This is a genomic window from Bradyrhizobium sp. BR14999 (assembly GCF_056106085.1).
Window position 1 is genome coordinate 6,234,309 of the sequence record NZ_CM148536.1, and the last position, 18,868, is coordinate 6,253,176.

14 protein-coding genes are annotated in these 18,868 nt (G+C 61.9%); 3 read left to right on the forward strand and 11 right to left on the reverse strand.

Annotated features, from left to right (window positions below; translation table 11 throughout):
- Positions 1 to 222 precede the first annotated feature (222 nt).
- From ACR9YP_RS29325 to ACR9YP_RS29370, 10 genes are all read right to left on the reverse strand, one after another.
- Positions 223 to 1,545, reverse strand: coding sequence for an NAD(P)/FAD-dependent oxidoreductase (locus tag ACR9YP_RS29325; RefSeq protein ID WP_474221141.1), 1,323 nt, complete (start codon positions 1,543 to 1,545; stop codon positions 223 to 225).
- Between the two features lie 306 nt (positions 1,546 to 1,851).
- Positions 1,852 to 3,315 (reverse strand): aldehyde dehydrogenase family protein, encoded by a 1,464-nt coding sequence (locus tag ACR9YP_RS29330; RefSeq protein WP_474217688.1) that lies wholly within the window; start codon positions 3,313 to 3,315, stop codon positions 1,852 to 1,854.
- Between the two features lie 74 nt (positions 3,316 to 3,389).
- Entirely contained in the window at positions 3,390 to 4,559 is a 1,170-nt protein-coding gene (locus tag ACR9YP_RS29335) for an alanine racemase (protein WP_474221143.1), read from the reverse strand.
- Between the two features lie 26 nt (positions 4,560 to 4,585).
- Entirely contained in the window at positions 4,586 to 5,434 is an 849-nt protein-coding gene (locus ACR9YP_RS29340; protein ID WP_474217689.1) for a GNAT family N-acetyltransferase, read from the reverse strand.
- Between the two features lie 209 nt (positions 5,435 to 5,643).
- Positions 5,644 to 7,068, reverse strand: a complete 1,425-nt coding sequence (thrC, locus tag ACR9YP_RS29345) for a threonine synthase (protein ID WP_474217690.1) — start codon at positions 7,066 to 7,068, stop codon at positions 5,644 to 5,646.
- Positions 7,069 to 7,141: 73 nt separating this feature from the next.
- Positions 7,142 to 8,452, reverse strand: a complete 1,311-nt coding sequence (locus ACR9YP_RS29350; protein ID WP_474217691.1) for an NAD(P)/FAD-dependent oxidoreductase — start codon at positions 8,450 to 8,452, stop codon at positions 7,142 to 7,144.
- A 53-nt stretch (positions 8,453 to 8,505) separates the two neighbouring features.
- Positions 8,506 to 9,384 (reverse strand): ABC transporter permease, encoded by an 879-nt coding sequence (locus ACR9YP_RS29355; protein ID WP_438109271.1) that lies wholly within the window; start codon positions 9,382 to 9,384, stop codon positions 8,506 to 8,508.
- A gap of 38 nt (positions 9,385 to 9,422) precedes the next feature.
- Positions 9,423 to 10,373 (reverse strand): ABC transporter permease, encoded by a 951-nt coding sequence (locus ACR9YP_RS29360; RefSeq protein WP_438109273.1) that lies wholly within the window; start codon positions 10,371 to 10,373, stop codon positions 9,423 to 9,425.
- A gap of 55 nt (positions 10,374 to 10,428) precedes the next feature.
- Positions 10,429 to 12,093: a peptide ABC transporter substrate-binding protein gene (locus ACR9YP_RS29365; RefSeq protein ID WP_438109274.1), complete on the reverse strand. Its 1,665-nt coding sequence runs from the start codon at positions 12,091 to 12,093 to the stop codon at positions 10,429 to 10,431.
- A gap of 9 nt (positions 12,094 to 12,102) precedes the next feature.
- A complete protein-coding gene (locus ACR9YP_RS29370) occupies positions 12,103 to 13,791 on the reverse strand; it encodes an ABC transporter ATP-binding protein (protein ID WP_474217692.1) in 1,689 nt (562 codons plus the stop codon).
- 688 nt (positions 13,792 to 14,479) lie between these two features.
- Here ACR9YP_RS29370 and ACR9YP_RS29375 point away from each other — a divergent pair.
- Positions 14,480 to 15,805 carry an NAD(P)/FAD-dependent oxidoreductase gene (locus ACR9YP_RS29375; RefSeq protein WP_438109276.1) on the forward strand — a complete coding sequence of 442 codons (1,326 nt, stop codon included), beginning with the start codon at positions 14,480 to 14,482 and terminating at the stop codon, positions 15,803 to 15,805.
- Positions 15,806 to 15,919: 114 nt separating this feature from the next.
- Entirely contained in the window at positions 15,920 to 16,396 is a 477-nt protein-coding gene (locus tag ACR9YP_RS29380; protein WP_438109278.1) for an Lrp/AsnC family transcriptional regulator, read from the forward strand.
- 30 nt (positions 16,397 to 16,426) lie between these two features.
- Here the strand turns inward: ACR9YP_RS29380 and ACR9YP_RS29385 are convergent, their stop codons facing one another.
- Entirely contained in the window at positions 16,427 to 17,803 is a 1,377-nt protein-coding gene (locus ACR9YP_RS29385) for an aminotransferase class III-fold pyridoxal phosphate-dependent enzyme (protein ID WP_474217693.1), read from the reverse strand.
- Positions 17,804 to 18,143: 340 nt separating this feature from the next.
- Between ACR9YP_RS29385 and ACR9YP_RS29390 the strand changes: the two genes are divergently transcribed.
- Entirely contained in the window at positions 18,144 to 18,833 is a 690-nt protein-coding gene (locus tag ACR9YP_RS29390; protein WP_474217694.1) for a haloacid dehalogenase type II, read from the forward strand.
- Positions 18,834 to 18,868 lie beyond the last annotated feature (35 nt).

Consider the following 18,868-nt stretch of genomic DNA (forward strand, 5'->3'; position numbering starts at 1 on the left):
GCTCAAGTTGGGGAGGAAACACCCCTTAGCGACTGCTAAATCGCGATCAGGCCGCGACCAGTTCGATCGGGAGCATGGCAGACAGAGACTCTCGGCCGCGGGCCTTGAAGGTAGCCGTCTGCGATGAACATTAAGTCCCGCACGCAGATGGGGATCTTCGAGCACAGCTCCGAATCCTTTGCTCGCCACGGTACGCGTCGGGCCTGACTTCCGGCTCGATCTTCAGATGGCGGCGATGTCCAGCTTCGAGCCGTCGATCAGACGCGACAGCCGGAACGGTGTGGGATCGACGCAACGCGTGTCGTTTACGACAAGCTCTGCGGCCAGATAGCCGAGCCCCGGGCCCAGACCGAAGCCGTGACCCGAGCAGCCCGCCGCGAGGACGAGGCCATCCACCCCGTCCACCTGCGATACCACAGGCACTGCGTCCGGCGTGCAATCGACGAAGCCGCCCCAGGCGCTGTCGATCTTAATCTCGCCGAGTTGGGGGAAGGTTTTCCGGACACTCTCCACCACTTGGCTCACCAGCCATTTCAAGGGCGGCGGGTCCAACACGCGATTCTGTTCGAAGATCCGGTCGTCGTTGGTCAGCAGCGCCGGCAATGAATCCGGCCCCGAAACGAACGATTGGCCGATGCCGAGCCTGACGTTCTTCAGGCGACGCAAGAACTGCGGCATGAACTCCCGGCTATACCGGATAGCCCGGGGCGTGATTTCGAGGTTCGCCTTGCCGCTAATCGCAAGCGTATAGCTGCCGTCCAGTCGGCGCGTGATCGTGCAGTAGGGTGTGGAGACCGCGTCGCCTATGTTGATTGTCGGCGTGGAACGCAGCGCGGTCTGCCGGATGCTCGCTTGGGGGAAACTGACCCCGAGTGGCCGAAGGAAGCGCGAGGACCAGGCGCCGGCGGCGCACAGGACCGCGCTGGTTCTGATGTAGCCCTTCTCCGTGTGCACGCCCGCAATCTTGCCATTGGCCAAGTCGAGCGCCCGCGCGGCACATCCCTGGTGGATCGTGGCGCCCAGAACTCTGGCCCCCCCAGCGATAGCCGGCGCGGCGAGCGCAGGTTCGGCCTTGCCGTCTCGCTCCGAATAGGTCCCGCCCACCCATTTGTCGCGCGCTTCGGGGACGCGCTCGGCCACCTCCGCCCGACTCAGCACGCGGGTATCGACGTCGTACTCCCTGGCGACCTCGCGCCACTTTTCCCAGCCGGCGAGCACAGCCTCGTCGTGGGTCGCATAGACGAGACCGCAGCGACGAAATCCGAGGTCCCGATTGATATCGCGCGTGAGTTCGTCCCACAGCCGCATGGAGAGCACCGATAGCGGCAGTTCGCGCCGGTCGCGGTTCTGCTGGCGGCACCAACCCCAGTTTCGGCTCGATTGTTCACAGGCGACGTGGCCCTTCTCGAGGAGCGCCACGGAGAGGCTGCGCTTCGCCAGGTAATAGGCGGCCGTAGAGCCGAGGATGCCGCCGCCGACGATGACGACGTCGGCCTCGGCCGGGAGACGCTCATCGCTGTGAATGCGCTCGACGTGGGGCGACATGTTCCAACGAACCTTGGCTGCCAAGAATGCGGAAGCAAACTTCCGATCAGGCATTTCATCGCATCGCGCGCTCGGTAGAATGTGCTGAAATCATCCAGGACTTCGCAAGATATTCGGTTTTTTGGCCGCTTGATTGAACGAAGCTGCTCAAGCGCGAGAGTGATATCGTCCGCGCGATCCTGCCGGAACAGCGCCGTTCGAGCACCGCGCCGATTGCGTTCAAAACCAAATCGCCGCGTTCGATCTTTTCGCGAACATGCTAAAATTCCCCTATTCGAATGGATTGCTTCGGTAGATCGCTGGCTTTCACCGGTAAAATCCGAGGACGGCCTTGGTCTCAAGATACTCCTCCATGCCCTCGATGCCGTATTCGCGACCGTTGCCAGAACGCTTGTATCCGCCAAAGGGAGCATTGGGGTCCCAGTCAGGATAATTGAGATGAACTTGACCCGACTGGATCTGCCCGGCGACGGTTCGCACCGTGTCCGTATCGGTGCCCTGCACGTGGGCGCCGAGGCCGTAGACGGTGTCATTGGCGATCGCGATCGCCTCGTCCACGGTGTCGTAGGGAATGATCGACAGCACCGGGCCGAATATCTCCTCCTGCGCGATCCTCATGTCGGGACGGACGTTCGAGAAGATGGTCGGCCGCGCATAGAAGCCAACCTGAAGATCGCCGGGCCGCCTGGGGCCGCCTATGACGAGCTTGGCGCCTTCTTCCAGGCCGACACCGATCATGGCCTGGACTCGCTCGAACTGTGGACGGTTCGCAACCGGACCATGAGTCGTGTTTTCCGCAAGCGGATCGCCGACCACCAGTTCAGAAGCGGCTGCCGCTGCCAGGTTCTCGACCTCTTCCATGTGTGAGCGAGACACGAGCATGCGCGTCGGCGCGCTGCAGGATTGGCCGAGATTGCGGAAGGCGGCGGCGACGCCAAGCGGAACAGAACGGCTGAGATCGGCGTCCGGCAAGATGATGTTCGGCGATTTTCCGCCGAGCTCCTGGGCAACGCGCTTGACGGTGGGCGCCGCCGCTTGCGCCACGAGCACCCCTGCCCGCGTCGAGCCGGTGATCGAGATCATGTCGACCAGCGGATGCGACGCGAGAGCGGCGCCAACGATCGGACCTGTCCCATTGACGAGGTTGAAGACGCCGGGCGGACAATCGGCATCGTCCATTACCTCAGCGAATAGCAAGGCGCTCAGCGGCGATAATTCGCTCGGCTTCAACACCACCGTGCAACCGGCCGCAATCGCCGGGCCCACCTTCGCAGTAATCTGATAAAGTGGCCAGTTCCATGGCGTGATGAGGCCGCAGACGCCGATTGCCTCGCGCATGATCGCGGTGCTGCCGCGCGCGGCGATGAACGGATAATTCGCGAGATTGTCGCGGGCGACGCGGATATGCTCGGCGGCCAACGGCACCTGAGCGCGGCGCGCATAGGTGATCGCAGCTCCCATCTCGCAGGTAAGTGCCTGCGCGAACAGCTCCAGCCGCTCAAGGAGCAAAGCGTGCATCCGGTCGAGCAGCGCCGCCCTCTCAGCAGGCGGTGTCGTGGACCAGCCGGCGAAGGCTTGTCTGGCGGCTGCGATCGCGCAGTCCACATCATCGTCATCGCCGAGCGCGACGTCAGCGATCGGCTGCTCCGTCGCCGGATTGACGACGGTTGCTGCTGCCGCGACCGATCCGATCGGCTTTCGCCATTCTCCGTCGATGTAAAATTTTCCAAGGAAGCCGGCTTCCGTCAGATGTCGAAGGGGCGAGGTCATTGGAAGCGATCCTTGATCCGGTAATGGGCGCCGATTAGCGGCAGGAACCAGGGGCCGGGAATGGCCGGCCAGCCCTACCAGCCGCGCATGCGGGGCCATCGGGCGTGAATCGCGTCGCTGCTGGCGGAGACGACGTTGTACAACTCATGTTGCGACGCCGTCGCACAGGCGTGATTGGGGAGAATCCTGACCTTCGCGCCGATTGGAAGATTGGGCAAAGCGTGCGCCGACCCGGGCCTGATGGCGAGGATCCCGTGCTCCTGGCTTGCTTGCGAAGCGATCAGGTCCGGATAAACCTTGCCGGCCACGTCGCAGACCAGACCATATCCCTGGTCGACCCGCTGCGCCGCGGTGCCGCGGTCGCGCGACAGCGCCATCCACCCGGCATCGACCAAAATCCAGCCCTTCTCGGGCTTGGTGCCGATCACGGTGGCGAGCACCGAGATCGCGATGTCGTTGGTCGTGCAGACGCCAACACCGTGCATGACCAAGTCGAAAAACATGTAGACGCCCGCCCGCATTTCCGTGACGCCGGTCAGGTCTTCGGCGAAATGCGCGGTCGGCGTCGAGCCGACGCTCACGATGGGGCATTGCTGCCCGACCGCCCGCAAGGCCTCCGCCGCGGCAACCGCCACCGCCCTTTCATTCTCCGCGGCCGCGACGAGAGCCTCGGGCGTGAAGAGGCTGTAGGATTCGCCGGCATGGGTGAGAACGCCGGCAAGCTTGACCTCGGCCTCGCCTAGCGCGGCCGCGACTGCAATGAGCTTTGGATCGTTCGCGGTCAGCCCGCCGCGGTGACCATCGCAGTCGATCTCGATGAAAGCGGTCGGTGTCACACCAGCGGCACGACCGGCGGCGCCGAGCATTCTTGCCTGCTCCGGCGAATCAAGCAGTACCTTAAGGTCAACGCCTGCTTTGCGCAGACGCATCGTCCTTTCAGCTGTGTGGGGCGCCAGACCCACCGCATAAGTCATGTCGCGAAAACCGTGCCGCGCGAAATACTCGGCTTCCGCCAGGGTAGAGACAGTGATCGGCCCCGATCCGGACGGATAGGCCCGTCGGGCCACGTCGATGGATTTCGCGGTTTTCATGTGGGGACGCAGCACGACGCCCCGCTCCGCCATGCGCGAGGACAGGCGGGCGAGATTGCGATCGAGCCGATGCTCGTCGAGCAGGAGAGCCGGCGTTGCCAGCGTGCCGAGCGTTGCAGCCGTCTCGGAGTTCTGGTGATCCGTTCCGCTCATCTCATCGCGCAGCACGTCGATGTCTCCTAGCCGAAAGACTGATTGGGAATCGCAAACACGCGCGCCGGCCCGCTCGATGGTGCCGGCGTGCCCAAGATCATGGTGGTGGCATCGCCGACCTGCTCTAGGCCGACGCCTTCGAGCCAATCCCCGAGTTGCGGTGTGGCAGAGGTGTCGATGCGGACAAGAACACTGCCGAGCCGCGCGAGCGCAGCCTCGATCAGAGCCTGTGCATCGGTCGCGGTTTCGGCGACGACAGGACCGATGACATGCCCGCGGCCGAAAAGCCGGGAGATGGCGTAGCCGCGGGCCATGCCGTCACGCTGCAGGACATAGCCATCACCGCTGTGGAGCAGCTTTTCGAGCATCTGTCGTCTCTCCAAACCCGTAGCGTCGCGATCGAGTCGCATGATCACCTCGAAATCCGAGGCAGCCATTGGCCTGACGAGCTCGGACGGCCGCAGCTCATGGCGTCCTCTGGGAATTCCTTGATGCTGGTGGATGACCCCGATGGGGACGAAACCGCGCCGCTGGTAAAGCGCCTGGCCTTCGGCGGTCGAATTCAGCGCAATGCTTCGTGGACGCGCGGACGCCAGCAGCGCATCCATCAGCCGGGCCCCGTAGCCACGGCCTTGAGCGGCTTTCGCGATGATGATCATCCCCGCGGAAGCATGGGTCTCGCCATAGGGCCACCAGGCCGCGGTGCCGATCACCACCCCGGCGCGCTGCAGAACAAAGCCTTGGCCCAACTGTAGCGCGACATCCCAATCCTCGAGCCGATAGGGCCAGGACATCTCCTGCGAGAGCTTTAGGGCGCCTTCCAGATGCGATCTGGCGAATGGAAGCAGCGCCACGTCATCGTTGTCGCGATCCAAGGCCTGGTAAGCTGCCGTTGACATGATGGGGCGAAGTCTTCTTGCTCGGGTTGCCCTGACCAGGCGCGAGTGCCTGACAGGACGAGGACCATGGGGTGACCCTCGCATCATCTGCAGCGTAGCTCAGGCTCGACAGCATTACGCAATCAGACGGGAACAAAGTTCGGCATAGTATTTCGTTGATGATCCGACAGGAGGACCATCTGCTGTCAGTTCGCATCGTGCACAATATCGGCGATGTAGTCCTTGACCGCCTGTGTATCCGGGGGAAGGACTTTGGCTCGCCGCGGCAAGTCTTCGATGCCGTCGAAACGTTGCAGACGATCCGGCTCGCGGCCCAGCGCCTCCCTGATCGTCGCCGCGAATTTGACTGGCAACGCTGTTTCGAGCACGATCATCAGCATCTCAGGCGAGGTGTGCATGCGCGCAACCGTCACCCCATCGGCAGTGTGGGGGTCGATCACGGTGTTGTAGCGCTCCCAAATGTCACGGATGGTGGCAAGCCGATCCGCATGGGTGCTCTTGCCGCTGCGGAAGCCAAAACGGATTGCTGCCTCCTCGAAGCGGTGATCTCCACTTAGGTCGAACGTCCCTCGTTCCCTGAGCTGATCGTCAAACAGGGATTTCGTCCGTCTGGCATCGCGGCCGAGCAGATCGAACACGAAACGCTCGAGATTCGATGCCTTGGAAATGTCCATGGATGGGCTCGAGGTTTCCAGCGTGTCCGCCCGGCTTCGGACGCGATAGGCGCCGGTGCGGAAAAACTCGTCGAGCACGTCGTTCTCGTTGGTCGCAAGAACGAGATTGGAGACGGGAAGCCCCATCATCCGCGCAACATGCCCTGCGCAGATGTTTCCGAAATTCCCCGAAGGCACTGCAAAGCTTACACTTGTCGCCCCCCGTTCGGACGCCTGCAGATAACCGGAGAAGTAATAGACGACCTGCGCAAGCAGCCTCGCCCAGTTGATCGAATTCACCGCACCGATCTTGTATTGCTGCTTGAACTCCAGATCGCTCGCCACCCGCTTGACGATGTCCTGGCAATCGTCGAAGACGCCATCTATCGCGATGTTGTGGATGTTGTGGTCCTGGAGGCTGAACATCTGAGCTTGTTGAAAGGCGCTCATTCGTCCGCGGGGCGAGAGCATGAACACCCGCACCCCTTTCTTGCCGCGCATGGCGTATTCTGCCGCGCTTCCGGTGTCGCCACTGGTCGCACCAAGAATGTTCAAGTTCTCCTGCCGGCGCGCCAGCTCGTACTCGAGCAGATTGCCGAGCAACTGCATGGCCATGTCCTTGAACGCCAACGTGGGACCATTCGACAGCTCCTGGAGATAAAGTCCCCTCTCCAGCTTTCGCAGCGGCGCGATGTCAGGCTTTCCGAATATCTCCGGCGTGTAGGTCTTTGCACAGATGGCTTTCAGGTCGGCGGAGGGAATATCGCCGACATAGAGCGAAAGGATCTCGAAAGCCAAGTTGGCATAGGACAGCGTACGCCACGCATCCAGCGTGGCGTGGTCCACGCGAGGATAGCTCTCGGGCACGTACAGCCCGCCATCCGGGGCGAGGCCTTCAAGCAATGCCTCGCAGAATTGCTTGCGGCCTGAATGGCCGCGCGTGGACACGTACTGCATCGTCAATCTTCTTTCGAGAGGCGGAAGTGCCTCCGGAAGTCACACCCTGGGTTGTAAGCTGTGCTGCCGGCCGTCAACGGCTGGCGCGCCACATCGCGATCCGGTCACGCATCCGGTAGCCCTGAATGAAGGCAGGCATGAACCACGGATTGCCTCGATAGAACGGGATGAAGGCCGGTGGCCTGAAGTCGAACGCGGTGCGCGCCCGCTCCTCGTGTCCCATGAGCTTGCGGGCCGCATGCATACCGACCCATGGCGCCCAGACCACGCCCGACCCGCAGAAGCCGCTGGCATAGACGATACCTTCCTTCTCGAAGATGCGCGGAATCATGTCGCGGTTCATGGCCACATTGCCGAACCAGCTGTGTGAGAGGCGGACGGCATCCAGCTCAGGAAACAGATTCACCAGGCCCTTGCGCAGAAGCAGCTTCGGAGCGACGGGATCGCCGACCCGAGCGCTGTCGCGGCCGCCGAGCAAGATGCATTTGCCATCAGGCGAGGGCCGATAATAGAAGCCGACCTCCCGGTTCTCCGTGATCATCATGCGTTTCGGCATCAGCCGCGCCATGACTTCGGGCGCAAGCTCCTCCGTCGCAATGATCCGGCTGCGAACCGGGACCAGCCGGCGGCGTAGGAAGGGCACGGCGCCATCGGTGTAACCGTTGGTACACACCAGCACCTGACGCGCCTGCACCGGACCGGCCGCGGTGACGACGCGGAAACCGGAGCCATCTCTGTCGATCGAGATCACGGGCGTCCGCGCGTGGACTGTCAATCCGGAAGCGAGCGCGACCCGCAGCAGTTCGGCGTGGAATTTCGCCGGGTGCAGCCCGCCGATGTCCATCCGAACCGTACCGCCGCGATAGACATCGGTGCCAATGTACTTGCGCTGCTCGGCATAGGGAACTGCGCAAGCTTCGATTCCAAGTTTCTTTGCGAGCCTCTCCGCGGTGCGCGCCATGGCCTCGTATTGCTCATAGCCGAAGGCGCCCTTGAACTGCCCCACCGGCTGGAAGTCGCAGGCGAGGCCTTCCGTCCTGATGAAATCGTACAGGAACTCGCGCGCGGCCTTGCCTTCCGCCTCGATCGCCAGCGCCTTCTCTTCTCCGAACCGGCGCGTGAGCGTCGCGTAGTCGGGCCGAATGGATCCGCTGGTGATACCGCCGTTGCGCGTCGAAGCTCCTTCGCCAGGGTCCATGGCATCATAGGCCGCAACCGAGCGGCCCTCGCGCGCTAGCACCAGACCGGCCGAGAGCCCTGCATAGCCCGCGCCCACGATCAACACGTCGAGCTTCTTGGCTATTGGCTGCTGAGGCGGCGGCTTAAGCGGCGCGGCTTCCCACCAATAGGGCGTGGCCTTCTCGGCAACTCTCGGCGCGTGCATGGCTTTGCTTCTCGTAGGGTCGCTGGGTTCAGCCGCGACTCGGTTAACATCGCTCAGATGTGGTCGTTTCGAACGTCGAGGGCATCTCGCAGGCCGTCACCGATGAAATTGAAGCTCGTTACCGCCATCGTAATGGCGGCACCGGGAATGATGGCAAGCCAGGGAGCGCTCGCCAGATATTGCTGGGCGCCATTGAGCATGTTGCCCCAGCTGGGCAGCGGCGGCTGGATGCCGTAGCCGAGAAAGCTGATATAGGCCTCCAGAAGGATCGCGCGCGCGACGGCCAGACTTGCGGCGACGATGATGGGACCCATGGCATTGGGAAGGATCTCGCGGAACATGATGTGCGCCCTGCTAAGCCCGACCATGCGCGCAGCTTGGACGAACTCGCGCTCGCGTAGCGAACGGACCTCGGCCTCGACGATTCGCGCAGTCTCCATCCAGCTCGTGACGGCAATGATCACGGTGATCATAACCGGGCTCGGCCGCAGCGTTGCGGCCAACGCCAGCACGAGAAAGATCGAGGGATAGGACAGGAAGCCATCCACCGTCCGCATCAGTGCCGCCCCGACCCAGCCCCCGCGATAGCCGGCCGTCACGCCGATTAGCGTACCGATCAACGTCGACAGCAACATGGCGGAGAACCCCACCGCCAGCGAGACGCGCCCGGCCATCAACAGCCGCACCGCGAGGTCTCGCCCTAAGGGATCCGTGCCGAAGTAATGGTGGCCTGTCAGGGGCGGAGCAAAGCGGGCGCGCAGATCGATATGGAGCGAGTCGTAGGGCAAGGCATAGGGACCGATGGCGCACGCCAGCACGAGCAGGGTTATCATCGCGATTCCCAGGAGTGCCAGATGGTGACGCATGAAGCGGTTAACAGCGCGGCTGTTCCACCAGCGGGTCGGAGCTGCGTGGGCGACGATGGCGGTCATATCTACTGGCTCCTCTTATCTGGCGTGAGTCGGCAGGCTCAGGCCAAGCGAATGCGCGGATCGACGGTTGCGATCACGATGTCTGCGATCAGATTGCCCAACACGACCAGGATGGCCGAGAAGATCAACAGCCCCATCACGACCGGATAGTCGCTGTAGCCAAGGCTGTCGAGAAACAGCCGCCCCATGCCCGGCCAGGTGAACACGGTCTCCGTGACCAGCGCGCCGGTGAGAATGCTGGGCAATTGCATTCCTGCCAGCGTGATCATCGGCAACAGCGCATTGCCGATGACATGTTTCAGCAAGATCCGGCGTTCGCTCACGCCCTTGGCTCGCGCCGTCTTGACGAAATCCTGACTCAACGCATCGAGCGTTGCGGTCCGCATGTAACGGCTCCAGATAGCGACGTGAACGAGCGACAGCACCAAGCTCGGCAGGATCAGGTGATGCAGGTAGTCCAGCACCGAGCCGTCGCCGATCGTGTACATGTTGCCTGCGGGCACCCAACCCAGCTTCAGGGTGAAGATGTAGATGCCGATCAGGCCGAACCAGAAGGTCGGAACCGACAGCGCCACCATGGCGCCGACCGTCGCGCAGTAGTCGAACAGCGAATAGCGGTGGGTGGCGCCGCGGATTCCGATCCAGGCACCGACCCCGATCGCGAATGCGGTGGACGTACCCATAAGCAGTAGCGTCGCCAGCAAGTGTCGACCAATCACCGCCAGCACCGAAGAGCCATCGCGGAACGAGTGTCCCCAATCGCCCTGGAGCAGCCGCCAGGCCCAATCGAGATACTGCATCCATAGCGGCCGGTTCAACCCGAGCTGCGCTGCGAGCCGCTCCACATCCTTCTGGGTCATGCCCGGATCAAGCCCGAACTGCGCGAGAGGACCGCCCGGCATGAGGTTGAGAACCGTGAAGCCGATGATCGAGACGATCACCAGCAGCACGATGCTCTGCAAGAGACGATTCAGCAGGAAGGCGGACATTCGAGTCCTCCATTAGCGTGACAACACCGTCCGCCGCGGTCCGTAAGGCAAGACATCAGCTCGCCCAGTACCAGGCCAGCGCGTTCCAGGATTCCGTGCGCGTGTTGCCGTTCGGCACGAATCCGTTGATCCCCTTCTTGAGACCTTCGACCGAGTTGCTCTGATACAGCGGCAGGAACGGCAGATCGCGACGCACGAGTTCCTGGACCTGGAAGTAGATCTCGCGCCGCGCTTCCGGATCGAAGGTGCGTGCGCCCTTATCGAGCAAAGCATCAACCTCCGGATTTGCGTATTGCGCATTATTCGAGCCGCGGCCCCCCTTCGCTCCGATCGAACGCGAGTGCAGGCGATTGGTGACATCCGGGTCGGCGCCGATCAGATAGGTGCTGCCGACGATCACGGAATCGAATTGCGATTGCTGCCAGAACTCGCCCCACATCACGGCGGCGGGCAGGTTGGATATCTTCATCTCGACGCCCAGTTGCGCAAACGTCTGCTGCAGGAACTGCTGAACCTGTTCGCGAAGGGGATCGCCCGACGTGGTCGAATTGGCGAAGGACAGACGGACGCCGTTTTTGGCGCGGATACCGTCCCGTCCCGGCAGCCAGCCTGCCTTCTCGAGAATCTGGCCCGCGCGGTTGAGGTTGAATTCGTGAAGTGGCAAATGGGCGTTGAAGTAGAAGGACTGCCTCGGCATGAAAGTTTCTGTCGAGGTCGGCACTCCGTAATAGAGCCCCTGTATGATGGCCTCCTTGTCGATCGCCGCGTAGAGCGCCTCGCGGACGGCAAGTTCCTTGAACTGCGGTCGTTCGAGATTCAGGTAAAAGGACTCGAACGAGGTCCTTGGGATGAGCGTCACCACGCGGTTCGGCAGCGCCTTGGCTTCGCCGTAGTGGTCCGGCGTGATGTAGGGCTGACCCACGAGATCCACGTCGCCGCTCTTGAACTGAGTATAGAGCACGGTGAGATCGGGAATGTATTTGAAGACCAGCCTTTCGATGTGAGGACCCTCACCGAAATAGTCGGGGTTAGCCAGGAGCTCGAGATGATCGCCGGCGACTCGCTGGCCCCACTTGAATGGGCCGGTGCCGACCGGCGCCTGGTTGAAGGCGGCGTTGTTTGGATTGGTTTCCTTCTCGAGGATGTGCTTGGGCACGATGAAGGTTTCGGTCAGAAACGACAGATACGGCGCAAAGGGCTCTTCCATTCGCCACGAGATCTCCGCGGGCGAGATCACCGTGATGTCGCGCACGAGAGCATGGCCGGCCGTGCGCCAACTTCGGAAGCTGGGATTCGTGATGAGTTCGAGAGTGAACTTCACGTCCTCGGCGCTGAACGGCTTGCCGTCGTGCCAGCGGACATCGTCACGCAAACGAACGCGCCATTTGAGACCGTCCTCTGAAATGCCGCCGTTCTTCTGGTCCGGCACTTCAACGGCAAGGTTGGGCTGAATGGCGCCTTGAGGATCGATGCGGAAGAGCGCGTCGAACACCGAGAAGTGCACGCCGTCATCGACTTCAATGTGTACCATCAGCGGATTGAAGACGGTCGGCTCCTGTCCAAGCCCGACGATCACGCGGCCGGTCGGCTTTGTCGGAGAGGTGCGAGCGAGGGCCGGATTACCCAACAGGTTTGATCCGGCCAGGCCGGCCGCCCCGGCGATCATCAGTTGGAGTGCGCTGCGGCGCGAATAGATCGGTGCAGTCCGAGCTTCAGTCATGACCCCTCCTCATTTGTGGCTATGTCCGGCCAATGTCGATTGATTTCCCACCGCGCGGGCGCTGCTTTGCTGCTCGCCGGGGATCGCAGCAACGAGTTCTCGCGTATAGGCCGATTTTGAGTTCAGGAAAATCTGCGATGGGGGTCCGTGCTCGACGATCTGCCCCCGATGCATGACCGCGATTTCATCGCAGATCTGACTGGCCACGCGCAGATCGTGCGTGATGAAGATCATCGATACCCCGGTCTCCCGCTGAATCTGGTCCAGCAGCTTCAAGATCTGCGCCTGAATCGATACGTCGAGCGCGGAAACCGCCTCGTCCGCGATCAGCAGCTTAGGCTTGAACATCAGCGCTCGAGCGATTCCGATGCGCTGACGTTGACCACCGGAGAACTCGTGCGGATAGCGATCAAAGGTTCCCGCATCCAGGCCGACATGGGCCAAGAGCTCACGCCCCTGCTCACAAGCCAGCTTGCGAGGCACCCCATGCGCAATTGGACCGACCGTCAGAATTTGACCGACCGTCGATCGCGGATTGAGCGATGCAAATGGATCCTGGAAAATCATCTGGATCTTTGGTCGAAGCGGCCGAAACTCGGCTTCGGATAGCCGGGCAAGGTCGCGTCCCTCGAAGAGGATAGAGCCGCCGTCGCTGTCGAGGAGCTTGATCAACAATCGCCCGAGCGATGATTTACCGGAGCCGCTTTCTCCAACGACGCCCAAGGTGCGTCCCGGCGAAAGCTCGAACGAGACGCCATTGACCGCGGGTACGATCCGCTGCCTGCCGAACAGCGCACTGCCGCTGCGGTAGGTCTTGACCAGACATTCGACCTTCAGAATGGAGGACGCGGCCGCAGCTTCCGCCGGGACGCGGTCCTTGCCCGTCAGATGCGGCACGGCCGCGATCAGGCGACGCGTATAGAGATGGTTCGGGGACTTCAACACCTGCTCGGCGCTCCCCTGCTCCACGCAGTGACCCTTCTCCATCACCACAACGGAATCGGCAATCTCAGCCACAACTCCGAAGTCATGGGTGATAAACATCACGCTCATGCCCTTGCGGCGTTGAATATCGCGGATCAGTTGCAGAATCTGCGCCTGGGTCGTCACGTCGAGTGCGGTGGTCGGCTCGTCGGCAATCAGGATCGCAGGCTCGAGAGCCAGAGCCATGGCGATCATCACCCGCTGTCGTTGCCCGCCCGACAGCCGAAACGGATATTGATGATACATGAGCGGCGGATCCGGCAGGCCCACCTCAGCCAATAATTCTATGGCGCGGCTACGACGGGATTTCGGCGTTCCCGCACCGTGCGCCGCCATCACTTCCTCGATCTGCGCGCCCACCGTCATCAGCGGATTGAGCGCGGAGAGCGGGTCTTGGAAGATCATCGAGACGACACGGCCACGGAGGTCTCGCAAACTCTCCGGCGAGAGTCCTACGAGGTCCATGCCTTCCAGACGGATTGCTCCCGAAGTCACGCGGATCGACTTGGGCACGAGCCCCATGATCGCATTGGCCGTGACGGACTTGCCAGAACCGGATTCTCCTATGATGCAGAGGATCTGACCGCGCTTCAGTTCAAAGGAGACGTTCTCGACCGCGTGCGCCCGCTCCATGCCCGCCGGCAAGCTCACGGTCAGGTCGCGGACCGCGAGTGCCACATCTTCCGAGGCTAAAGGCTGCGGGGCAGAGGTCATTTGAACATTTTCCCCTTGCAAGCCCGTCGCATTATCTTGTTGCGGATTGGCTCTTCGGCCCCTTTTGCCGGCGATACGCTCGGACAGATCAACAACTCGTCGCTCATTTTGCCATTCTCCGCGCGGTGAATACGACATGATTCAGAGGTGGCTGCTCTACAGGCAAAGGCGTCGCTGAGCGCGGGCGATCAGTCGAATGGATCGCTCGAACCATGAATCGAGGTCCGAGAGGCTGCCATCGGCGCCTAGCTCGATCGCTTCGGCAAAGGTCTCCTCCCAGACAAGGCACATTGCGCGTCACCTTTTGAATTCTGCCCGTTGATCGCCATTGATCCGGTACTCACAAGTCTGGCCGCTTCAATCACCCCGGAGTCGCCGAAACGCGCCAGATAGGCAGCACGAAGTTCTAAAAACGAAGCCCGATTTGGCATTTCGGTCTGCGACTGCCAAGACTGCCGATGCAGGCGCCGGGTTGGGGCATGCCTGCCGACGACGAAGGGCCGATCCGATTGGAGAGGCTATCCGTTGGATTTCTCAACTACGATTTGCCGTGCAAGCGAAGCACCCCGCAACAATTGCCTGTGCCAGAAGCAGCAAACCGCAGGATATTCCGCCCGAACCTGAAAGACCGCGGCGTGTCTGCCGCACCTCTTCGGATACGATAGAGCCATACGGAGATTCCTGCCCAATGAGCGCGCCGCTCCTGCATATCGAATCCAGTCCATCCCTGCCTCGTGAGGCGGACGTCGTCGTCATCGGCGGCGGCGTCGTGGGCGTGTTCACAAGCTACTATCTCGCGCGTCGCGGCCTCAAGGTTGCCTTGCTCGAGAAGGGCCGCGTCGCCGCCGAGCAGTCCAGCCGCAACTGGGGATGGTGCCGCCAACAGAACCGCGATGCACGCGAGCTGCCGCTTGCGACCAAGAGCCTCGACCTCTGGGAACGAGTTGCGCAGGAAACGGGTGAAGACACGGGCTTTCGCCGCTGCGGCCTATTGTATTTGTCGAACGACGAGAATGAGCTGGCAGGTTGGGCCAAGTGGCGAGACTTCGCCAGGACCGTTGGCGTCACGACGCATATGTTGAGCTCGGAAGAGGCGAGCGGTCGGGGCAAGGCGACGCGTCGCAAGTGGAAGGGCGGCGTCTTCTCGCCGACAGACGGGACGGCGGACGCTTCAAAGGCCGTCCCCATCGCCGCGCGTGCGATCATGGCGGCGGGCGGCACGGTGCACCAGCTCTGCGCCGCGCGCGGCATCGAGCTCAGTGCCGGCCGGGTCAGCGGCGTGGTGACCGAGGCGGGCACGATCCGGACGAAGACGGTGGTCATGGCAGGAGGCGCATGGGCCTCTTCGTTCTGCAACCAGCTCGGAATTCGCTTCCCGCAGGCATCCGTGCGCTCTTCGATTCTCGCCCTGGCCCCGGGCGCGGCCGGCCTGCCTGACGCCCTTTGCGCCGGGCTCGTGTCGGCCACGCGACGCGGCAATGGCGGCTACACGCTGGCAATCAGCGGGCGTGCGCGACTAGATCCGACACCGCAGCAATTCAGGTTCGGCCGCGAATTCCTGCCCATGTTCGCCCGCCGATGGCGAAGTCTCAGCCCCGGGGCCTTCGAGGGCTGGAGGCACGGTCATGAATCCCTGGCGAAATGGACACTCGACGAAGTGACCCCGATGGAGCTGAACCGGACCCTCGATCCTCGTCCCGACATGAGGCAGATCCGGCAGACACATCGACGAGCTTGCGAGTTGCTGCCGGAACTCCGGGACCTCACTATCTCAAACGTCTGGGCCGGCTACATCGACAGCACACCGGACGGCATTCCGGCAATCGGCGAAGTTGAATCCATTCCAGGCTTCATCCTTGCGGCGGGGTTCAGCGGCCACGGCTTCGGGATTGGGCCCGGCACCGGCCACATGATCGCCGACATCATCACCGGTCGTGCGCCGATCGTCGATCCGTGTCCCTACAGGCCGGAGCGGCTGAAAGGGAGCGCCTGGGGCAAGGTCAGCGAGTTCTAGATCCGGTGTCTGCCCCAGTTGGGAAAAGCTGCCGGTTGATGCTATGACATGACCTATGACGCTGGATCCTGGAAGTCTTGACGCCGTTGTCTTCCCCCATCACGTGGCATTGCTATGAAGCTCGATAAGATCGACATCAGGATTTTGTGCGAATTGCAGAAGAACGGGCGGATTTCCAACGTCGAGCTCGCAGAGCTGATAAACCTTTCCCCGAGCCCGTGCCTGATGCGCGTCAAAAGGCTCCAGACGGAGGGCTTCATCACCGGCTATTCCGCCCAGATCGATGTTGCCAAGCTCGGACAAACCTTGACGGTCTTCGCTGAAATCACTCTCAAGAATCATCGGCAAATCGATTTCGCTCGCTTTCTCACGACGGTCGAAAAGATCGATTCTGTGGTCGAGTGCCATCTGGTTTCGGGCGGATACGACTATCTCGTCAAGTTCATCACGGCAGGGATCAGCGAATATCAGACTGTCATGGAACGTCTGGTCGAGATGGATATCGGTATCGACAAGTACTTCAGTTTCGTCGTGCTGAAGTCCCCGATCGTGAAATCCCATCTGCCGCTCGAAAGCATCTTCGATAGCTAAGAACAATGGCGCCGACCGGCAGCGCGGTAATCATCCCTTCATCGCCGCGCGGACGTCCTTGTCTTCGAGCGTTTGGTCCAGCGTAGTCTTTGTCCGCTCAATAATGCCGTCGATGTCGTCATCGGTGCAGCACAGCGGCGGCGCATAGCCCAGCACGCCTTGCGCGAAGGCGCGGATCACGAGACCATTGTCCCATGCGCGGTCGAAGATGCGGCGCGCCGCGTCGGCTTCCGCCGGCAGAGGCGTCTTGAGCTCCTTGTCAGTCACGAGCTCGATTGCAGCCAGCATGCCGCGACCGCGGACATCGCCGACAAGCGGATGATCGGCAAGCGCGCGAAGACCTTCCATCAGCCGGTGCCCGGCCTTCCGGCCGTTTTCCAGCAAGCCGTTTTCATAGAGATCAAGGCACGCGAGCCCAATGGCTGCGCTGACGGGATGAGCGGAATAGGTGTAGCCGTGGCCGACGGCCGCCTTGCCGGCGCCATCGGCAATCGTGTTGTAGACGCGGTCGGACATGAGAACGGCCCCCATCGGCACGTAGCCCGAGGTCAGCCCCTTTGCCGTGGTCATGAGATCCGGCACGACGTCGTCCTCTTCACAGGCGAAGAGCGGACCGACACGGCCAAAGCCGGTGATGACCTCGTCAGCAACGAACAGAATATCGTGATCCTTGCAGACTGCATGCATGGCCTTCAGCCAGGACGGCGGCGGAACGAGGACGCCTCCTGACCCCTGTATCGGCTCGACATAGAAGGCGGCGACGCGTTCGGCGCCGAGTTCGGCGATCTTGGCCCGCAGAGCAGCGACCGACGCCGCAATGATAGCCTGGGGATGGAAACCGACAGGATTGCGATAGGCGTAGTGCGAGGGGATTTTGTGCTGCCAGTTGTATGGCACTCCGAAACCCGCATGAAAGACCGACAGCGCGGTCAAGCCGGCCCCTGCCGTCGACGATCCATGGTAGCCAGACTCGAGGGAAATGAACTGATCCTTCTGCGGCCTACCTTTGGAATGATAGTAGTACCTGATAAACCGGATCGTACTGTCGATGGCATCGGAGCCACCCAGCGTGAAGTAGACATGGTTCAGATCGCCAGGCGCCAATTCAGCCAACCTGGCCGCCAGCCGGATCGCCGGGTCCGAGCCCAAACCGAAATAGCCCGTCGCATAAGGCAGCTCCTGCAGCTGCCGCGTAGCCGCTTCAACGATGCTGTCCTGTCCGTAGCCGGCATTGACACACCACAGACCCGCAAAGCCGTCCAGCAATTGACGTCCCGAGACATCGGTCAGCGTCGCGCCCTTGCCTGACTTCAGCACGCGGACCCCCGCCGCCTCGTGGCTTCGATAAGAAGAGACCGGGTGAATCAGATGCGCGCGATCGAGCTCAATCAGCGAGTTGCTCAGCATATTGTCCTCCAGATCGGCCGCGATGTTTGTGCGAGCAGCCCGTTGTGTCCAGGCTCAACATAAGTTGCCGAAGACAGCAGTTGCTCCCAGGCAGGACATGGACGGAGGGCGTTTTGACTTTGATTGGGCACCACTGCGGCATCTTATGCCGGCATGGTGCGGCAACGGCATTGCGGCTAAACGAGGAGAGCCGATCGTCGCGCAACTCTCTGCCACGGCTCCGATGCGATACGACACAATCTGCTCCCGACCACCGTGACATCGGCGCTTTATCTCGTCGGCTGCTCGCTAGGGTGCGTGTCGTACCGGCAAGCGGTGCGAGATCGCAAGGATTGGAGCTATGGCGACATTCAGACCGAAATACATCACCTTCGACTGCTACGGCACGCTGACCAATTTCGACATGGCCGGCGCGGCGACGCGAGTCTATGGCTCGGAGCTTTCGAGCGCGGCGATGGCAAAGCTCATCAAGGACTTTTCAGCCTATCGCCTGGACGAGGTTCTCGGCGCCTGGAAGCCGTACTTCGAGGTGGTGCACAACGCGCTGGAGCGCGCCTGCAAGCGCAATGGTGTCGTCTTTCAGCCGGAGCATGCCCAGCGCATCAATGAAGAGATCCACACGTGGGGTCCACATGCCGATGTCCCAGCTGGTCTGGCCAAGGTTGCCAAAGAGATCCCGCTGGTCATCTTGTCGAACTCCATGAAGAACCTCATCATGTCCAACGTGGAGAAGCTCGGCGCTCCCTTCCACATGGTCATCACGGCCGAGGAGACTGGCGCCTACAAGCCGCACATGAAAGGCTTCGAATACATGTTCGACAAGCTGGGCTGCGGCCCGGAAGATATCACGCACGTCTCCTCCTCGTTCCGCTACGATCTGATGACCGCCTACGATCTGGGTATCAAGAGCAAGGTCTGGGTGAACCGCGGTCACGAGCCGGCGAACCCCTTCTATGAATACACCGAGGTCTCTGGCATCGGCGGCCTGGCTGCCGCAGTCGGCCTGGAGCCTCTTCGCAAAAGCGCCTGAGCGCAGTTCTTTCGGGATCGCGGCCCTTCAGTAAT

What these genes read in the sequence shown, in the direction of transcription:
- ACR9YP_RS29325 (WP_474221141.1), bottom strand. Translation starts at nt 1,545, where the DNA reads ATGTCGCCCCACGTCGAGCGCATTCACAGCGATGAGCGTCTCCCGGCC.
- ACR9YP_RS29330 (WP_474217688.1), bottom strand. Translation starts at nt 3,315, where the DNA reads ATGACCTCGCCCCTTCGACATCTGACGGAAGCCGGCTTCCTTGGAAAA.
- ACR9YP_RS29335 (WP_474221143.1), bottom strand. Translation starts at nt 4,559, where the DNA reads ATGAGCGGAACGGATCACCAGAACTCCGAGACGGCTGCAACGCTCGGC.
- thrC (WP_474217690.1), bottom strand. Translation starts at nt 7,068, where the DNA reads ATGCAGTACGTGTCCACGCGCGGCCATTCAGGCCGCAAGCAATTCTGC.
- ACR9YP_RS29350 (WP_474217691.1), bottom strand. Translation starts at nt 8,452, where the DNA reads ATGCACGCGCCGAGAGTTGCCGAGAAGGCCACGCCCTATTGGTGGGAA.
- ACR9YP_RS29355 (WP_438109271.1), bottom strand. Translation starts at nt 9,384, where the DNA reads ATGACCGCCATCGTCGCCCACGCAGCTCCGACCCGCTGGTGGAACAGC.
- ACR9YP_RS29360 (WP_438109273.1), bottom strand. Translation starts at nt 10,373, where the DNA reads ATGTCCGCCTTCCTGCTGAATCGTCTCTTGCAGAGCATCGTGCTGCTG.
- ACR9YP_RS29365 (WP_438109274.1), bottom strand. Translation starts at nt 12,093, where the DNA reads ATGACTGAAGCTCGGACTGCACCGATCTATTCGCGCCGCAGCGCACTC.
- ACR9YP_RS29370 (WP_474217692.1), bottom strand. Translation starts at nt 13,791, where the DNA reads ATGACCTCTGCCCCGCAGCCTTTAGCCTCGGAAGATGTGGCACTCGCG.
- ACR9YP_RS29375 (WP_438109276.1), top strand. Translation starts at nt 14,480, where the DNA reads ATGAGCGCGCCGCTCCTGCATATCGAATCCAGTCCATCCCTGCCTCGT.
- ACR9YP_RS29380 (WP_438109278.1), top strand. Translation starts at nt 15,920, where the DNA reads ATGAAGCTCGATAAGATCGACATCAGGATTTTGTGCGAATTGCAGAAG.
- ACR9YP_RS29385 (WP_474217693.1), bottom strand. Translation starts at nt 17,803, where the DNA reads ATGCTGAGCAACTCGCTGATTGAGCTCGATCGCGCGCATCTGATTCAC.
- ACR9YP_RS29390 (WP_474217694.1), top strand. Translation starts at nt 18,144, where the DNA reads ATGGCGACATTCAGACCGAAATACATCACCTTCGACTGCTACGGCACG.